Here is a 14,524-nt window from a genome sequence, read left to right on the forward strand (position 1 = left end):
GGTGGGCGTGTCCACATCGGGGACACGCCCACCGCCGGTCATGCCGGCTCGGACCGGCGCCGTCGTTCGGCCCGCCACCAGCGGTGGATGATCAGCACGCTGGCGATCAGGCCGAGGCTGGCCGGCGCCGCCGCGTACCAGTTGATCGAACCGGGCGTGGTCACGGCCGCGCCGATCGCCGCGTAGCCGATGGCGGTGGGGGCGGAGGCGATCACGCTGCCGGCCAGGAACGGCAGCACCCGGGCGGCGGTGGTGCCGTAGCCGTAGCTGACCAGCCCGAACCCGGCGATCGGCAGCAGCCGTACGGTGATCACCCCGAACACGCTCTGCCGGGCGAACCAGCCGTCGAGGCGGGCCAGCCGGCCGCGTACCCGCTCGGCGACGAAGTCGCGGCCGAGCACCCGGCCCACCGTGAAGCCGATCGCCGCCGCGAGCAGTGCCGCGCCGAGCGCGTACGCGGCGCCCTGCACCGGGCCGAAGATCGCGCCCGCGGCCAGCGTGACGAACGTCCGCGGCACCAGCGCCACCAGCAGCAGCGCGCCGCCGATCACGGCCGCGGGCGGACCGTAGCCGCCGAGCGAGTCGGCGAGCCGGGGCAGGTCGGCCGGGTCCGGCCGGGGCACCAGCAGCAGCGTCACGCCGAACCCGGCGAGCAGCAGCAGGAGCAGCCCGAACCGGCGTGCCGAGGGCTGCCGCAGCAACCCGGCGAGCCGGCGGGCCACCGGTCGCCGCCCCGGCCGGGCGGCGTCGGTCACGGCCTCGGGGCGGCGGCCACCGCGGCGCGGCGCTCGGAGCGGAGGCGGTCGGCCCAGGTGTCGTCGAGCGGGGGGAGCTGGTGGATGCCGGTCGCCCAGCGCAGCAGCAGGTCGGCCAGGTCGGGGTTGCGGGCCAGCGCCGGGCCGTGCGAGTAGGTGCCGAGCAGCTTGCCCCGCCACGCGCCCTCGGTGGCCCCGTCGTTGCCGACCCCGGTGGTGACCCGGGCCAGCGGGGACACGCCCGGGCCGAGGTGGGTGCGGCCGCCGTGGTTCTCGAACCCGGACAGGTGGGGGATGCCCAGCCGCGGGTCGACCTCGCCGGCCAGCTCGCCCACCGCCCGGGTGGGACCGCGGTCGGAGGAGAGGTCGAGCAGCTCCAGGCCGGCGCAGCGGGTGCCCTTGGCGAAGAAGGAGGTGCCGAGCAACTGGTAGCCGGCGCAGACGCCGAACACCACCGAACCCCGGGCCACCGCCCGGTGCAGGCCGCCGTCGGCGATCAGGCGCTGGGCGCCGAGCGCCTGCGGGCCGTCCTCGCCGCCGCCGATCAGGTAGATGTCGGCGGTGGCGGGCAGCCGCTGGTCGGAGCGGACCTCGAGCACCTCGACCGGCATGCCGCGCAGCTGGGCCCGGCGGGCCAGGATCAGCGCGTTGCCCCGGTCGCCGTAGGTGGACAGCAGGTCGGGATAGATCCAGACGATGCGCAGGCTCTCAGTTGACACGGTCCAGCTCCGCTCGGATGTCCTGGAAGGCGGTGTAGTTGGCGATGACCTCCAGCCGGCCCGGCGGCACGGCGCGGACGGCCTCGTCGAAGCTGCGGACGTGCCGGAACGGCACGCCGTTGACCTCCAGCCGCACCGCCAGGTCGTACGCCCGGTCGCCGGTGATCAGCACCTGCCGGCCGGTCAGCGGGGAGAAGTCCACGTCGAACAGCCAGGAGGTGTCCAGCCCGTCGGGGTCGCGGGCGTTGATGGACAGCAGTGTCGGCGCGACGTCGGCCATGTCGAACGCCTCCAGCCAGCTCGCCGGGTTCTTCGCCAGCAGCAGGCGGATGTTGCGCCCGTCGCGGTCCACCTGGGCGTAGCGGCCGGCCACCGAGGTGACGGTGCCGAGCCGGGACACCGCGTCCACCGGGCGTACGCCGAACTCGGCGGCGACGGCCAGGGCGGTGGCCGCGTTGCCGAGGTTGACCTTGCCGGGGAGCTGGAGCTGGATCTTGTGCCAGGCGCCGGTGGGGTCGAGCACGCCGTCGTCCTCGACCGTCCAGTCCGGCTCGGGGCGGCGCAGCGGGCAGCCGGTGCACCACCACTGCTCGCCGGAGCGCTGGATGGTGGAGCCGCACTCGGGGCAGACCCAGGAGTCGTCGTGCCAGCGCTGCCCGGCGCTGAACCAGGTGACGTGCGGCGGCACGTGACCCTGGGCCGGGTCGGCCGGCGGGCAGGCGGCCCACACCACCATCGGGTCGTCGGCGTTGGCGACCACCCGGATCCGCGGGTGCCGGACCAGGGCGGCGCGCCAGAGCTGCGCCATCATGGCGACCTCCTTGGCGCGGTCGAGCTGGTCGCGGGAGAGGTTGAGCAGCGCCACCACGTGCGGCTCGGTCGCCTCCAGCACCTGGGCGAGGTAGTGCTCGTCCACCTCCAGCACCGCGTACGGCGTGCTGCCGGCCTTGGCCAGCGCCGAGGTGTGGCCGGTGGGCATGTTCGCGCCGAAGGAGTTGGTGGCGACCCGGCCCAGCACGCCGACCGCGGCGGTGGTGAGCCGGGTGGTGGTGGTCTTGCCGTTGGTGCCGGACACCAGGGCGATGGCGCGCCCGGCCGAGAGGTGGGCGAGCAGGTCCGGGTCGATCTTGAGGCCGATCCAGCCGCCGATCACCGAGCCGTCGCCACGGCCCGCGGCCCGCGACAGCGCCGCGGCGGTGCGCGACACGGAGCTGGCCACCTTTGCCCGCAAGGGCATCTTCGCGTCCGTCACGCGAGCGAGGTTACCGGACCGCCACCTCCGCCAGATCGCCGCCGACGGCGAACCGTTCGGCCGGGGACGGCCCGGCGGACGGGCGGAGCGCGCGGGGCCGGACGGCGGCGGTCGATGTCGGGTAGCGGACGGTGTGGGGCGCGCCCCACCCCCTCCACTCCGCCCCACCCGCGTTGACGTGCGGTTTTGCGCGCGGAAACGCCACGCCGCGCGGGCGATTCTGGTTGCAGGTGGAGGGAAGTGGAGTAGAGTGGGGCGCGATGGTGAGGCCGGGAGGGCCACACCGGCCCGGGGGGTCAGCGGCGCCGCGAACGCCGCTCAGGGCGAGGGGGTTGGGCCGATGTTCCTCGGCACCCACACTCCGCGCCTGGACGACAAAGGCCGGTTGATCCTGCCGGCGAAGTTCCGGGACGAACTGGCGGGGGGTGTCGTGATCACCAAAGGGCAGGAGCGCTGCCTCTACGTCTTCCCGATGCCCGAGTTCCAGCGGATCGCCGACCAGTTGCGCGCGCAGCCGATGACGAGCAAGGCGGCCCGGGCCTACAGCCGGGTCTTCTTCGCCAGCGCGCACGACGAGGTGCCGGACAAGCAGGGGCGGGTCACGATACCCGGCCACCTGCGGTCGTACGCGGCACTGGACCGGGATCTGGTCGTGATCGGAGCGAGCACCCGGGTGGAGATCTGGGACAAGGCGGCCTGGGAGGCCTACCTCGCGGAGAGCGAAGACGACTTCGCCGACATCGAGGAGGGGGTGCTGCCCGGCGGTCTGTAGGGCGTGACGGCGCCCGACGTACTGCGAGATCTCCAGCCGCTTTCGAGTTCCTGGCACCCCTTCCCCGGTGCCAGGCGCACGATCCGACACGGAGGGCCGCGGCCTCCGGCGGGCGGGAGCGGATGGGGATCTGGCGGTATGGCGAGGCGTCGTGGCGACGACGGACACGTGACGGAACGGTTGGCGAACGGGGTGGGGGTCGAAATGGGGGAGCTACGCGGCACGCACGTGCCGGTGCTGCTCGAGCGGTGTCTCGAGCTGCTGGCCCCCGCACTGGGCCGGCCCGGTCGCACCGTGCACGTCGACGCCACGCTCGGCCTGGCCGGGCACGCCGAGGCGGTGCTCACGGCGCATCCGGACACGGTGCTGATCGGCCTGGACCGGGACACCGAGGCGCTCGCCCACGCGCGGGTCCGCCTGGCCCGGTTCGCCGACCGGATCCACCTGGAGCACGCCGTCTACGACGAGCTGCCCGAGGTGCTCGACCGGCTCGGTTACCCGGCGATCGACGGGGTGCTGTTCGACCTCGGCGTCTCGTCCCTGCAACTGGACGCGCCCGACCGCGGGTTCGCGTACGCGCAGGACGCGCCGCTGGACATGCGGATGGACCAGACCCGGGGGGTGACCGCCGAGGAGGTGGTCAACACCTACTCCCACCCGGACCTGGCCCGCCTGCTGCGGGTGTACGGCGAGGAGAAGTTCGCCGGGAAGATCGCCTCGGCGATCATCCGGGAACGGGAGCGCGCCCGGATCACGTCCTCGGCCCGGCTGGCCGAGCTGGTCCGGGACGCCATTCCGGCACCGGCCCGACGAACCGGTGGACACCCGGCAAAGAGAACGTTTCAGGCTTTGAGGATCGAGGTAAACAGAGAACTGGCAGCGCTGGAGACGGCGCTGCCGGCCGCTCTGGACAAGCTCACAGTGGGCGGCCGCATGGTGGTCCTGTCCTACCACTCGCTGGAGGACCGGCTCACCAAACACGCGCTCGCCGACCGGGTCCGCAGTAAGGGCCCGGTCGACCTCCCGGTCGAACTGCCCGGGTCGGGCCCGACGTTCCGGCTGTTGAGCCGGGGCGCCGAGCTGCCCGGGGAGGCGGAGGTGGCCGCGAACCCGCGTGCCGCCTCGGTGCGGCTGCGGGCAGCGGAACGGCTCGACCCGGAGGCGGCCCGGCAGGGGAGTACCGACCGCGAACGGTACCGCCGCCGGGTGAAGGCGATGCACCAACCGGGGACGGGGTCACCGGGGTCCGGCAAGGACCCGCGGTCGGCCCCGGGGGACGCGAACGGGACGGACGAGGAGGGGGAGGGGACATGAACGTCGAGAAGCGCGACGGCCGGGGAGCCGTCGGGCAGCGCGCACCGCGGTCGGGGGGCCGGACCGCGGCGCAGCGCACCACGCGGGACACGACGGCGACCGACCGCCGGGAGGCGACTCGTGCCCGGGGGGCGCGCGAGTTCCCGACGCAGGGCAGCGCCGCTCTGCGGCCGGCCGAGCGTACCCGGGTCACCGGTGCGCCGGCGCCGCGCCTGCGGGTCGCCCCGCCGGCGCCGATCCGGGTGCCCCGGGCTCCGTTCGTCGCGCTGATCCTGGTGCTGGTGGTCGGTGGGGTGCTGGGCATCCTGGCGGTCAACACCAAGATCAACGAGAACGCGTTCAAGCTGGAGAAGCTCCAGCAGCAGCAGGCCAAGCTGGACGTGGACGAGCAGGAGCTGAAGAAGGAGATCGCGAAGCAGAAGGCGCCCGGCAACCTGACCGCCAACGCCCGCAAGCTGGGCCTGGTCGAGTCCGAGGACCCGGCCTACATCCGGCTGCCGGACGGGCAGACCATCGGGGTGCCGCACCCCGCGCAGGGCGCCCCGTCGGTCACCAGCCAGCAGGGCAACGGAGGCTGAGTCATGCCGCCGAGATCGGATGATCCGCGCCGGGACGCCACGGGCTCCCGGCGCGGCTCGTCGCGGGGGTCGGAGCCGCGCGAGCCGGGCCTCGGCGGGATCTCCGACGCCCGCGCGTACACCCCGCGCGGGCGGACCGTGCGCGAGGGCGGCGGCGCCGAGCAACGGCGTACCCCCCGCAGCAACCGGTCCGGCGACCCGTTCCGGCCCGCGTTGCAGGTGCTCGACGGCGGCCGGGCCGGGCGGGCCGGCACGCGCGAGCCCGCGACCGACGGCGCCCGTTCCGGCCGCCGGTCCACCGCCGCGGGCGGCCGGGCCGGCGTGGTGCGGACCGTCTCGTCCCGGCCGGTGCGGGAACCGTTCGACGACGACGAGGACGCGCCGCCGCCGCGCCGCCGGTCCCAGCCGCGCCGACCGGCCGCCGCCCAGCCCCGCCGGCCGGTACGCAAGCCGCGCCGGCCGCCGCGACTCGGCGACCCGCGCCGGCGCCTGCGGCTCGGCACCGTGCTGGCGCTGGCGCTGTTCGCCAGCATCGGCGTGCGTCTGGTCTACCTCCAGGCCGTGGACACCCCGGCGTACGCCGACGGCGGCCTGCCCAACCGGCTCGCCGTGGTCGAGCTGCCGGCCCCGCGCGGGGCGATCCTCGACCGCAGCGGCGAGCCGCTGGCGCACAGCGTCGAGGCCCGGTACGTGTTCGCCGACCCGACCCGGGTCAAGGACCGGTTCGCCACCGCGCGCCTGCTCTCCCCGCTGCTCGGCGTGCCCGTGTCCGACCTGGCCGAGAAGATGCGCAAGCGCACCCTGCCCGGCACCGACACCCCGTTGCAGTTCGTCTACCTGGCCCGCGGCGTGGAGATCGCGACCGCCAAGCGGATCATGGCGCTCGACCTGGCCGGCATCAACGTGCACCGGGACGAGCGGCGCGAGGTGCCCGGCGGCGACCTGGCCGCCAACCTGATCGGCTTCGTCAGCCAGGACATGAACGGCCTGGAGGGGCTGGAGGCCAAGTACGACGACGTGCTGCGCGGGCAGGCCGGCAAACGGACCTACGAGGTGGGCCTCGGCGACCTGGCCGCGCCCATCCCGGGCGGCTACAGCCGCACCACCCAGCCGCAGCCGGGCAGCTCGCTGAAGCTCACCGTCGACCGGGACCTCCAGTTCATGACGCAGCGCATCCTGGCGAAGCAGACGGCGAAGGTGAAGGGCAGCGTCGGCGCCGCGGTGATCATCGAGGTGCCGAGCGGTGAGGTGCTGGCGCAGGCCAGCCAGCCGACGTACGACGCGGCGAACCCCACCAAGGTCGGCTCCCCGGCGGACCGGGACGACGCGGCCACCACGTTCGTGGTCGACCCGGGCTCGATCCACAAGGCGATCACCTACGGCGCGGCGCTCCAGGAGGGCGTGATCACGCCGGACACCACGTTCCCGGTCGCCAATACGATCGTCCGCGGCGGTGTCACGTTCCGCGACACCCATCCGGCCGACGGCCGCACCATGAGCATCCCCGGCATGCTCGCCTTCTCGTCCAACGTCGGCACCATCGAGATCGCCGAGAAGCTGGGCAAGGACCGGTTGTTCGACTACCAGAAGCGGTTCGGGCTGGGCCAGGTGACGGGCGAGGGCATGCCGGGCGAGGCCGCGGGCCGGCTGCTCCCGCCCGACCAGTGGAGCGGCTCGGCGTACGGGTCGGTGCCGATCGGGCACAGCGTGGACGCCACGCCGCTGCAGATGGCCGCCGCGTACGCCACCATCGCCAACAACGGCACGTACGTGCAGCCGCACCTGGTCAAGGAGACCATCGGCGCGGACGGCGAACGCAGCCCCGCCGCGGCGCCCACCACCCGCTCGGTGCTCAGCCCGGCCAACGCGGCGGCGCTGCGCCGGATGATGGAGGCGGTCACCACCGTCGACGGCCCGGACGGCCAGGCGACCGGGCTGGCCGCCGCCGTGCCCGGCTACCGGGTGGCCGGCAAGACCGGCACCGGGCTGCGCTACGACGGCGGCAAGCAGCAGCCCGGCGAGGTCGGCTCGTTCATCGGCATGGCCCCGGCGGAGAACCCCCGGTACGTCGTCGCGGTGTTCGTGTGGAGCCCCGGCGGCGGGGGCGGCGCGGTCGCCGCACCGGCGTTCCGGGAGATGATGGGCTTCACTCTCCGCCACTACCGGGTGCCGCCGTCGCTCACCAACAAGTCCCCGAAGTTCGAGGTCTTTCCGCGCTGAGCGGGGACGGCGGGACATCATCGGTGAGTGGCGACGAACCACCGGGGCGGCTGTGCGGTCGGAACCGGACGACCGGGTAGGGTCTGACGCCGTGCCCGGCAATCCACGTCCCACAAGCGTGCGTCCCGTACGGCTCGGCGACCTCGCCGCCGCAGTGGCGGCGACCCCGCCGGAGGAGGCCGCCGAACTGGCCGTCACCGGCGTGACCCACGCCAGCCAGGAGGTACGCCCCGGCGACCTGTACGCCGCCCTGCCCGGCGCCCGGCGCCACGGCGCGGAGTTCGCCGCCGCCGCCGCCCAGGCGGGCGCGGTGGCCCTGCTGACCGACCCGGCCGGCGCGGCGCTCGCCGCCGGCACCGGCCTGCCCGTGCTCGTCGTCGACGACCCGCGCGACGCGCTCGGCGAGGTGGCCGCGACCGTCTACGGCGACCCGACCGCCGGCCTCACCGTGATCGGGGTGACCGGCACCGCCGGCAAGACCTCCACCAGCTACCTGGTCGAGTCCGGGCTGCGCGCCGCCGGGCACGTCACCGGGCTGATCGGCACCGTGGAGACCCGCCTCGGCGACCTGGTGATCGACAGCGTCCGGACCACCCCGGAGGCCACCGACCTGCACGCCATGCTCGCGGTGGCCCGCGAGCACGGGGTGGACACCGTGGTCATGGAGGTGTCCAGCCACGCCCTCGCCATGGGCCGGGTCGGCGGCGTCCGGTTCGACGTCGGCGGCTACACCAACTTCGGCTCCGACCACCTGGACTTCCACGCCGACGAGGCGGACTACTTCGCGGCCAAGGCCAAGCTGTTCGACGGCCGCTGCCGGGTCGAGGTGCTCAACCACGACGACCCGGCGCTGCGCCCGCTGTACAAGCCGGGCACCGTCACCTACTCGGCGGCCGGCGACCCGGAGGCGACCTGGTGGGCCGACGGCATCGACGGTGAGGGCTACGCGCAGCGCTTCACGCTGCACGGGCCGGACGGTCTGACGCTGCCCACCGGTGTGGCGCTGCCCGGCCGGCACAACGTCGCGAACGCGCTGCTGGCGGTCGCCCTGCTGGTCGCCGCCGGGGTGGACCCGGAGACGGCGGCGCGCGGCGTGGCCGCCTGCGGCGGCGTGCCCGGCCGGCTGGAGCTGGTCAGCGGCGACGCACCGGTACGCGGGGTGGTGGACTACGCGCACAAGGCCAACGCGATCGAGGCGGTGCTCACCGCGCTGCGCGGCCTGACCGAAGGCCGGCTGATCTGCGTGCTGGGCGCCGGCGGCGACCGGGACCGGGGCAAGCGGCCGGTGATGGGCGGCGTGGCCGCGCGCGGCGCCGACGTGGTGCTGGTGACCGACGACAACCCGCGGACCGAGGACCCGGCCGCGATCCGGGCCGAGGTGCTGGCCGGCGCGTACGCCGCCGCGACCCCGGCCCGCGTCATCGAGGTGCCCGGGCGGCGGGCGGCGATCGAGGAGGCGGTCCGGGTGGCCGAACCGGGTGACGTGGTGGCGGTGCTGGGCAAGGGCCAGGAACGCGGCCAGGAGATCGGCGGCGAGGTGCTGCCGTTCGACGACCGGGTGGAGCTGGCGGCGGCGCTGCGCGCCCGCTTCGGTGACCTGGTGGGTCGGCGGTGATCCCGCTGACGCTGGCCGAGGTGGCCGCCGCTGTCGACGGCCGGCTGGCCGGCGCCGACCCGGACGCCCGGGTCACCGGCACCGTCGAGTTCGACTCCCGCAAGGTGGGCCCGGGCGGGCTGTTCGTCGCCTTCCCCGGCGAGCGGGTGGACGGCCACGACTACGCCGCCGGCGCGGTGGAGTCCGGCGCGGTGGCGGTGCTCGGCACCCGGGAGGTGCCGGGCGTGCCGATGGTGCTCGTCGGCGACGCGCTCGACGCGATGGGCCGGCTGGCCCGCGCGGTGGTGGACCGGCTGCCCGCGCTGACGGTGATCGGGCTGACCGGCTCGTCCGGCAAGACCACCACCAAGGACCTGATCGCCCAGCTCGCGGTGCGGCTCGGCCCGACGGTGGCGCCGCCCGGCTCGTTCAACAACGAGCTGGGCCACCCGTACACCGCGTTGCAGGCCACGCCGGAGACCCGCTACCTGGTGATGGAGAAGGGCGCCCGCGGGGTCGGGCACGTCCGCTACCTGTGCGACGTGGTGCCGCCGCGGATCTCCGTGGTGCTCAACGTGGGCGTGGCGCACCTGGGCGAGTTCGGCTCGGTGGAGACCATCGCGCTCGCCAAGGGTGAGCTGGTCGAGGCGCTGCCCGAAGACGGGCTGGCGGTGCTCAACGCCGACGACCCGCGGGTCGACGCGATGGCGTCGCGTACCCGCGCCCGGGTGGTGCGCTACGGCGAGTCGGAGCGCGCCGACGTGCGCGCCGTGGACGTGACGCTCGACGGCCGGGGACGGCCCTCGTACACCCTGGTCACCCCGGAGGGCAGCGCGCCGGTGCGGCTCGGGCTGACCGGCCGGCACCAGGTCTCCAACTCGCTCGCCGCCGCGGCGGTCGGCCGGGAGCTGGGCCTGCCGCTGCCCGGCCTGGCGGCGGCGCTGAACGAGCTGGGCCTGGTCTCCACCCGGCGGATGGACGTCTTCGAGCGCCCCGACGGGGTGACCGTGATCGACGACTCGTACAACGCCAACCCGGCCTCCACCGGCGTGGCGCTGCGGGCGTTGGCCAGCATGCGCGGCGACGGGCGTACCGTCGCGGTGCTCGGCTACATGGCCGAGCTGGGTGACTTCGAACGGGAGGGGCATCAGCAGGTCGGCCGGCTCGCGGCCGAACTGGGAGTGGACCGGCTGCTCGTGGTGGGCGAGCCGGCGGCGCCGATCCACGAGGGCGCGACAGCGGTAGGTAACTGGGGAGGAGAGTCGGTGCTGCTCACCGATCAGGCGGCGGCCGTCGAGGTGCTGCGGAGCGAGCTGCGTCCGGGAGACGTGGTGCTGGTGAAGGGCTCCCGGTACCGGACCTGGGAGGTGGCCGACGCGCTGCGCGCGGACGCCCGGAAGGGTGCGACGGAGGGCGGCGCCGCATGAGGGCGGTCATCGTCGCCATCGGGGTCGCGTTCCTGATCTCGCTGTTCTGCACCCCGATCGCGATCAAGGTGTTCGCCCGGCTGAAGGCCGGCCAACCGATCCGATCGAATCTCGGGCTCGCCAGCAACGAGGGCAAGAAGGGCACGCCGACGATGGGCGGCGTGGTCTTCATCCTGGCCACGGTCATCGCGTACGTCGCCGGGCACCTGGCCCTGACCACGCTGCCGGACGCGCAGATCGCCCAGGTCGAGCCGACCATCACGGCGCTGGTGCTGCTGGGGCTGATGGTGTTCTCCGGCGCGGTCGGCTTCATCGACGACTTCCTGAAGGTGCGCAAGCGGCACAGTGGCGGCCTCAACAAGCGGGGCAAGCTGGCCGGGCAGATCCTGGTCGGCGCCGTGTTCGGCGCGGTGGCCGTCTACTTCCCGTCGAGCATGACCGACGCCGGCGGCAACGCCACGAACACCGAGACGGTGGGCAGCACCACGCTGAGCTTCATCCGGGACATCCCGGCGCTGGAGATCGGCAAGATCGGCGCGGTGATCGTCATCATCATGGTGGTCATGGCGGCCACCAACGGCGTCAACCTCACCGACGGCCTGGACGGCCTGGCCACCGGCGCCTCGGTGATGGTGCTCGCGGCGTACGCGCTGATCGCGTTCTGGCAGTACCGGCACTGGTGCGCCGACCCGAACTACACCGAGTCGTACTGCTACACGGTGCGCGACCCGCTGGAGATCGCGCTGATCGCCGGCGCGGCGGCCGGTGCCTGCGTGGGCTTCCTGTGGTGGAACACGTCCCCGGCGCGGATCTTCATGGGCGACACCGGCGCGCTCGGGCTGGGCGGCCTGATCGCCGGCATGGCGATGTCCACCCGGACCATCCTGCTGCTGCCGATCCTGGGCGGCCTGTTCGTGATCATCACGATGTCCGTGGTCATCCAGATCATCTCCTTCCGCACCACCGGCAAGCGCGTGTTCCGGATGTCGCCGCTGCAGCACCACTTCGAGCTGGCCGGCTGGAGCGAGGTCAACATCGTGGTCCGGTTCTGGATCATCGCCGGTATCGGCGTGGCCATCGCGCTGGGCCTGTTCTACAGCGAGTTCCTCGCCGCGGTGAGCTAGGTGTAAGGAAGGGCCCCTTATTAACAGACGTCTGTTAATAAGGGGCCCTTCCTTCAGATCCGACACGCCGACCGGGCGGTTGCGCCACGGGCGGGCGGGTCGAGCGGCCATGATGGGCCTGTGGGGGAGGGACGAGACATCCAGGTGACCAGCGACCCGCCGGCCCGCCGTGCTCCGGCGGCCACGCCTCCGGCCGACCCGCCCCCGGTGCGCTGGGATCCGGCCGGTGGCCTGGCCGCGCTGCGCGGCCTGCTGGCCCGGCCGCTGGCCTCCTACTATCTGCTGCTGTCCAGCGCCGGCCTGCTGCTGCTGATCGGCCTCACCATGGTCTTCTCCGCCACCAGCGTGAAGGACTTCGCCGAGGGCGGCGACGCGTCCGCGTCGCTCACCAAGCAGGCCGTGTTCGCGGTGATCGGCATCGGCGCGTTCTGGGCCTGCCAGCGGCTGCCCGCGCGCACGTTCCGGGCGGTGAGCCGCCCGGCGCTCGGCGTGGCGGTGGCGCTGCTGCTCACGCTCAACCTGTTCGTCGCGCTGAACTCGCTGTTCGGGGTGACGTCGATCGGGCCGCTGCGGGCCGAACTCCTCTCGCTCTCCCTCGGGCCGATCTCGCTGCAACCGGTCGAGGTGGCGAAGTTCGCGCTGGTGCTGTGGGGCGCGCACGTGCTGGCCCGCAAGGGCGCCGCGCTGGGCTGGTGGAAGGAACTGGCCACGCCGCTGTTCCCGGTGGTGGGCCTGCTGTTCGTGCTGGTCGGCTTCAACGACCTGGGCAGCATGCTCTGCCTGCTGGCGCTCGTGGTCGGCCTGCTCTGGGCGGCCGGCGTGCGGGGCCGGGTCTTCGCCGCGCTCTCCGCGATCGGCCTGGCCGGCATCGGCCTGCTGGTGGCCGCCGCCTCGCTCGGCGCCGGCTCCGGCTCCCGGGACGCCGACAACTACCGGCTCGGCCGCCTCACCATGTGGCTCGACCCGCCGGATCCGAAGACCTGCTTCGAGCAGGAACTGGACTACTGCTACCAGCTCGTGCAGGCCCGCTACGCGATCGGCAACGGCGGCTGGTTCGGCGTCGGGCTGGGCCAGAGCTCGCTGAAGTGGAACTACCTGCCCGAGGCGCACAACGACTTCATCTTCGCCATCGTCGCCGAGGAACTGGGCGTGGTCGGCTGCACAGTGGTCCTGACGCTGTTCGCCGTGCTCGCGTACACCGGGATGCGGATCGCCCGCCGGGTCGAGGATCCGTTCCGCCGGCTCGCCGCCGCCGGCGTGACCGCCTGGCTGGTCGGCCAGGCCGTCATCAACATCGGTGGCGTGACCGGCCTGCTGCCGCTGACCGGCGTACCGCTGCCGTTCATCTCCGACGGCGGCAGCGCCCTGGTGGTGACGCTCGCCGCGATCGGCATGCTCGCCTCGTTCGCCCGCGCGGAGCCGGACGCGGCGCGAGCGCTGCATGCCCGTCCGCCCGCCCGATGGGTCCGACTAGTGTGGGCCCCGTTGCCGCCGCTTCCCGGCCGGCGCCGTAAGCCGGCGCCGCCCCCGGCCGACCGAGGGTCCGTGCCCCGGTCCCGGCAGCGGCGGCAGGACGACCAGGCCGCGCCGCGCGGCGCCCGGTCCGACCGGGCGCGCGCCGGCGCGGCGAGCGAGAGGAGACGCTGATGGGTCCGCTGCGTTCGGTGGTGCTCTGCGGAGGGGGTACGGGCGGGCACATCTACCCGCTGCTCGCCTTCGCCGACTGCCTGCGCCGACACGACCCGAGCGTCCGGATCACCTGTCTGGGCACACCGAAGGGGCTGGAGAACGAGCTGATCCCGCCGGCCGGTTACGACCTGCGGCAGATCCCGGCCTACCAGCTTCCCCGGTCGGTCAACATGAGCCTGGTGCGGACCCCGGACCGGATGTGGAAGGCGGCGCGCGCCGCGGGCAAGGTGATCGACGAGGTCCAGGCCGACGCCGTGGTCGGCTTCGGCGGGTACGTCTCGGTGCCCGGTTACCTGGCCGCGTGGCGGCGGGAGCTGCCCATCGTCATCCACGAGGTGAACGTGCCGCCGGGCGTGGCGAACCGGCTCGGGATGAAGTTCACCAAGAACGTCGCGGTGGGTTTCCCGCACCAGCCGGCCCAGTCCGAGGCGCTGCGCGACGCCCGCGTGGTGGGGGTGCCGCTGCGCCGGGGCATCGCCGGGCTGGACCGGGCCGCGCTGCGTGACGCCGCCCGCGCCCACTTCGGGCTCCGTCCCGACCTGCCGGTGCTGTTCGTCGCCGGTGGCTCGCAGGGCGCCCGCTCGATCAACCTGGCCGTCTCCGGCGCGGCGAAGGAACTGGCCCGCAACGGTGTGCAGGTGCTGCACGTCATCGGCGCCCGCAACGAGCCGGTCTCCGTGCCCACCGACCTGCCGGTGCCGTACGTCACGCTGCCGTACCTGTCCGAGATGGAGCTGGGTTACGCCGCGGCCGACCTGATGCTGGCCCGGGGCGGCGCGATGACCTGCGCCGAGGTGGCCGCGATCGGCCTGCCGACCATCTACGTGCCCTACCCGCACAGCAACCAGGAGCAGAAGCGCAACGCGCTGCCGGTGGTGGAGGCGGGCGGCGGTCTGCTGGTCGACGACGCCGAGATGACCCCGGCGTGGCTGGAGCGGACGGTGATCCCGCTGATTCGGGATCCGCAGCGGCTCTACGCGATGGGCGCCGCAGCGGCCGCGTACGGCCGCCGGGACGGCGACGTGGCGCTGCTGAACTTCGTCTACGAGGCGGTCTCCCGCTGATGTGGGACACCGCGAC

The 14,524-nt window shown here is 74.0% G+C and carries 12 protein-coding genes; 9 read left to right on the forward strand and 3 right to left on the reverse strand.

Annotation, left to right across the window (positions count from 1 at the left end; all coding sequences use genetic code 11):
• Window positions 1-38 precede the first annotated feature (38 nt).
• Genes ABIH81_RS16910 through ABIH81_RS16920 form a run of 3 tightly spaced genes read right to left on the reverse strand, consistent with a single transcriptional unit; the run spans window position 39 to window position 2,711 of the window.
• On the reverse strand, window positions 39-755 hold the full coding sequence (locus tag ABIH81_RS16910) for a VTT domain-containing protein (protein WP_349875896.1): 717 nt from the start codon (window positions 753-755) through the stop codon (window positions 39-41).
• Window positions 752-1,474, reverse strand: a complete 723-nt coding sequence (locus tag ABIH81_RS16915; RefSeq protein WP_349875897.1) for a glutamine amidotransferase — start codon at window positions 1,472-1,474, stop codon at window positions 752-754. Before ABIH81_RS16915 ends, ABIH81_RS16910 begins: the two co-directional genes overlap by 4 nt.
• Window positions 1,464-2,711, reverse strand: a complete 1,248-nt coding sequence (locus ABIH81_RS16920) for a MurT ligase domain-containing protein (RefSeq protein ID WP_349881131.1) — start codon at window positions 2,709-2,711, stop codon at window positions 1,464-1,466. Before ABIH81_RS16920 ends, ABIH81_RS16915 begins: the two co-directional genes overlap by 11 nt.
• 355 nt (window positions 2,712-3,066) lie before the next feature.
• Here ABIH81_RS16920 and mraZ point away from each other — a divergent pair, with 355 nt between their 5' ends.
• From mraZ to murG, 9 genes are all read left to right on the forward strand, one after another.
• Window positions 3,067-3,498: a division/cell wall cluster transcriptional repressor MraZ gene (mraZ, locus tag ABIH81_RS16925; protein ID WP_013287610.1), complete on the forward strand. Its 432-nt coding sequence runs from the start codon at window positions 3,067-3,069 to the stop codon at window positions 3,496-3,498.
• A 204-nt stretch (window positions 3,499-3,702) separates the two neighbouring features.
• Complete coding sequence (gene rsmH / locus ABIH81_RS16930; RefSeq protein WP_349875898.1) at window positions 3,703-4,812, forward strand: 16S rRNA (cytosine(1402)-N(4))-methyltransferase RsmH; 1,110 nt, start codon at window positions 3,703-3,705, stop codon at window positions 4,810-4,812.
• On the forward strand, window positions 4,809-5,390 hold the full coding sequence (locus ABIH81_RS16935) for a hypothetical protein (protein WP_349875899.1): 582 nt from the start codon (window positions 4,809-4,811) through the stop codon (window positions 5,388-5,390). The genes rsmH and ABIH81_RS16935 overlap by 4 nt, the downstream gene beginning before the upstream one ends.
• A gap of 3 nt (window positions 5,391-5,393) precedes the next feature.
• Complete coding sequence (locus ABIH81_RS16940; protein ID WP_349875900.1) at window positions 5,394-7,610, forward strand: penicillin-binding protein 2; 2,217 nt, start codon at window positions 5,394-5,396, stop codon at window positions 7,608-7,610.
• A gap of 52 nt (window positions 7,611-7,662) precedes the next feature.
• Entirely contained in the window at window positions 7,663-9,225 is a 1,563-nt protein-coding gene (locus ABIH81_RS16945) for a UDP-N-acetylmuramoyl-L-alanyl-D-glutamate--2,6-diaminopimelate ligase (protein ID WP_349875901.1), read from the forward strand.
• The gene (gene murF / locus ABIH81_RS16950; protein WP_349875902.1) at window positions 9,222-10,631 is read left to right on the forward strand and encodes a UDP-N-acetylmuramoyl-tripeptide--D-alanyl-D-alanine ligase; all 1,410 of its coding nucleotides are present in this window, start codon (window positions 9,222-9,224) and stop codon (window positions 10,629-10,631) included. Before ABIH81_RS16945 ends, murF begins: the two co-directional genes overlap by 4 nt.
• Entirely contained in the window at window positions 10,628-11,755 is a 1,128-nt protein-coding gene (mraY, locus tag ABIH81_RS16955; protein ID WP_091331122.1) for a phospho-N-acetylmuramoyl-pentapeptide-transferase, read from the forward strand. Before murF ends, mraY begins: the two co-directional genes overlap by 4 nt.
• A 231-nt stretch (window positions 11,756-11,986) precedes the next feature.
• Complete coding sequence (locus ABIH81_RS16960) at window positions 11,987-13,402, forward strand: putative peptidoglycan glycosyltransferase FtsW (RefSeq protein WP_349881132.1); 1,416 nt, start codon at window positions 11,987-11,989, stop codon at window positions 13,400-13,402.
• Window positions 13,402-14,508 (forward strand): undecaprenyldiphospho-muramoylpentapeptide beta-N-acetylglucosaminyltransferase, encoded by a 1,107-nt coding sequence (gene murG, locus ABIH81_RS16965; RefSeq protein WP_349875903.1) that lies wholly within the window; start codon window positions 13,402-13,404, stop codon window positions 14,506-14,508. Before ABIH81_RS16960 ends, murG begins: the two co-directional genes overlap by 1 nt.
• Window positions 14,509-14,524: the final 16 nt, after the last annotated feature.

The organism is Micromonospora sp. HUAS YX12, assembly GCF_040215685.1.
In the GTDB taxonomy this organism is placed as follows: domain Bacteria; phylum Actinomycetota; class Actinomycetes; order Mycobacteriales; family Micromonosporaceae; genus Micromonospora; species Micromonospora tulbaghiae.

What these genes read in the sequence shown, in the direction of transcription:
- ABIH81_RS16940 (WP_349875900.1), top strand. Translation starts at nt 5,394, where the DNA reads ATGCCGCCGAGATCGGATGATCCGCGCCGGGACGCCACGGGCTCCCGG.
- ABIH81_RS16935 (WP_349875899.1), top strand. Translation starts at nt 4,809, where the DNA reads ATGAACGTCGAGAAGCGCGACGGCCGGGGAGCCGTCGGGCAGCGCGCA.
- rsmH (WP_349875898.1), top strand. Translation starts at nt 3,703, where the DNA reads ATGGGGGAGCTACGCGGCACGCACGTGCCGGTGCTGCTCGAGCGGTGT.
- ABIH81_RS16920 (WP_349881131.1), bottom strand. Translation starts at nt 2,711, where the DNA reads ATGCCCTTGCGGGCAAAGGTGGCCAGCTCCGTGTCGCGCACCGCCGCG.
- mraY (WP_091331122.1), top strand. Translation starts at nt 10,628, where the DNA reads ATGAGGGCGGTCATCGTCGCCATCGGGGTCGCGTTCCTGATCTCGCTG.
- mraZ (WP_013287610.1), top strand. Translation starts at nt 3,067, where the DNA reads ATGTTCCTCGGCACCCACACTCCGCGCCTGGACGACAAAGGCCGGTTG.
- murG (WP_349875903.1), top strand. Translation starts at nt 13,402, where the DNA reads ATGGGTCCGCTGCGTTCGGTGGTGCTCTGCGGAGGGGGTACGGGCGGG.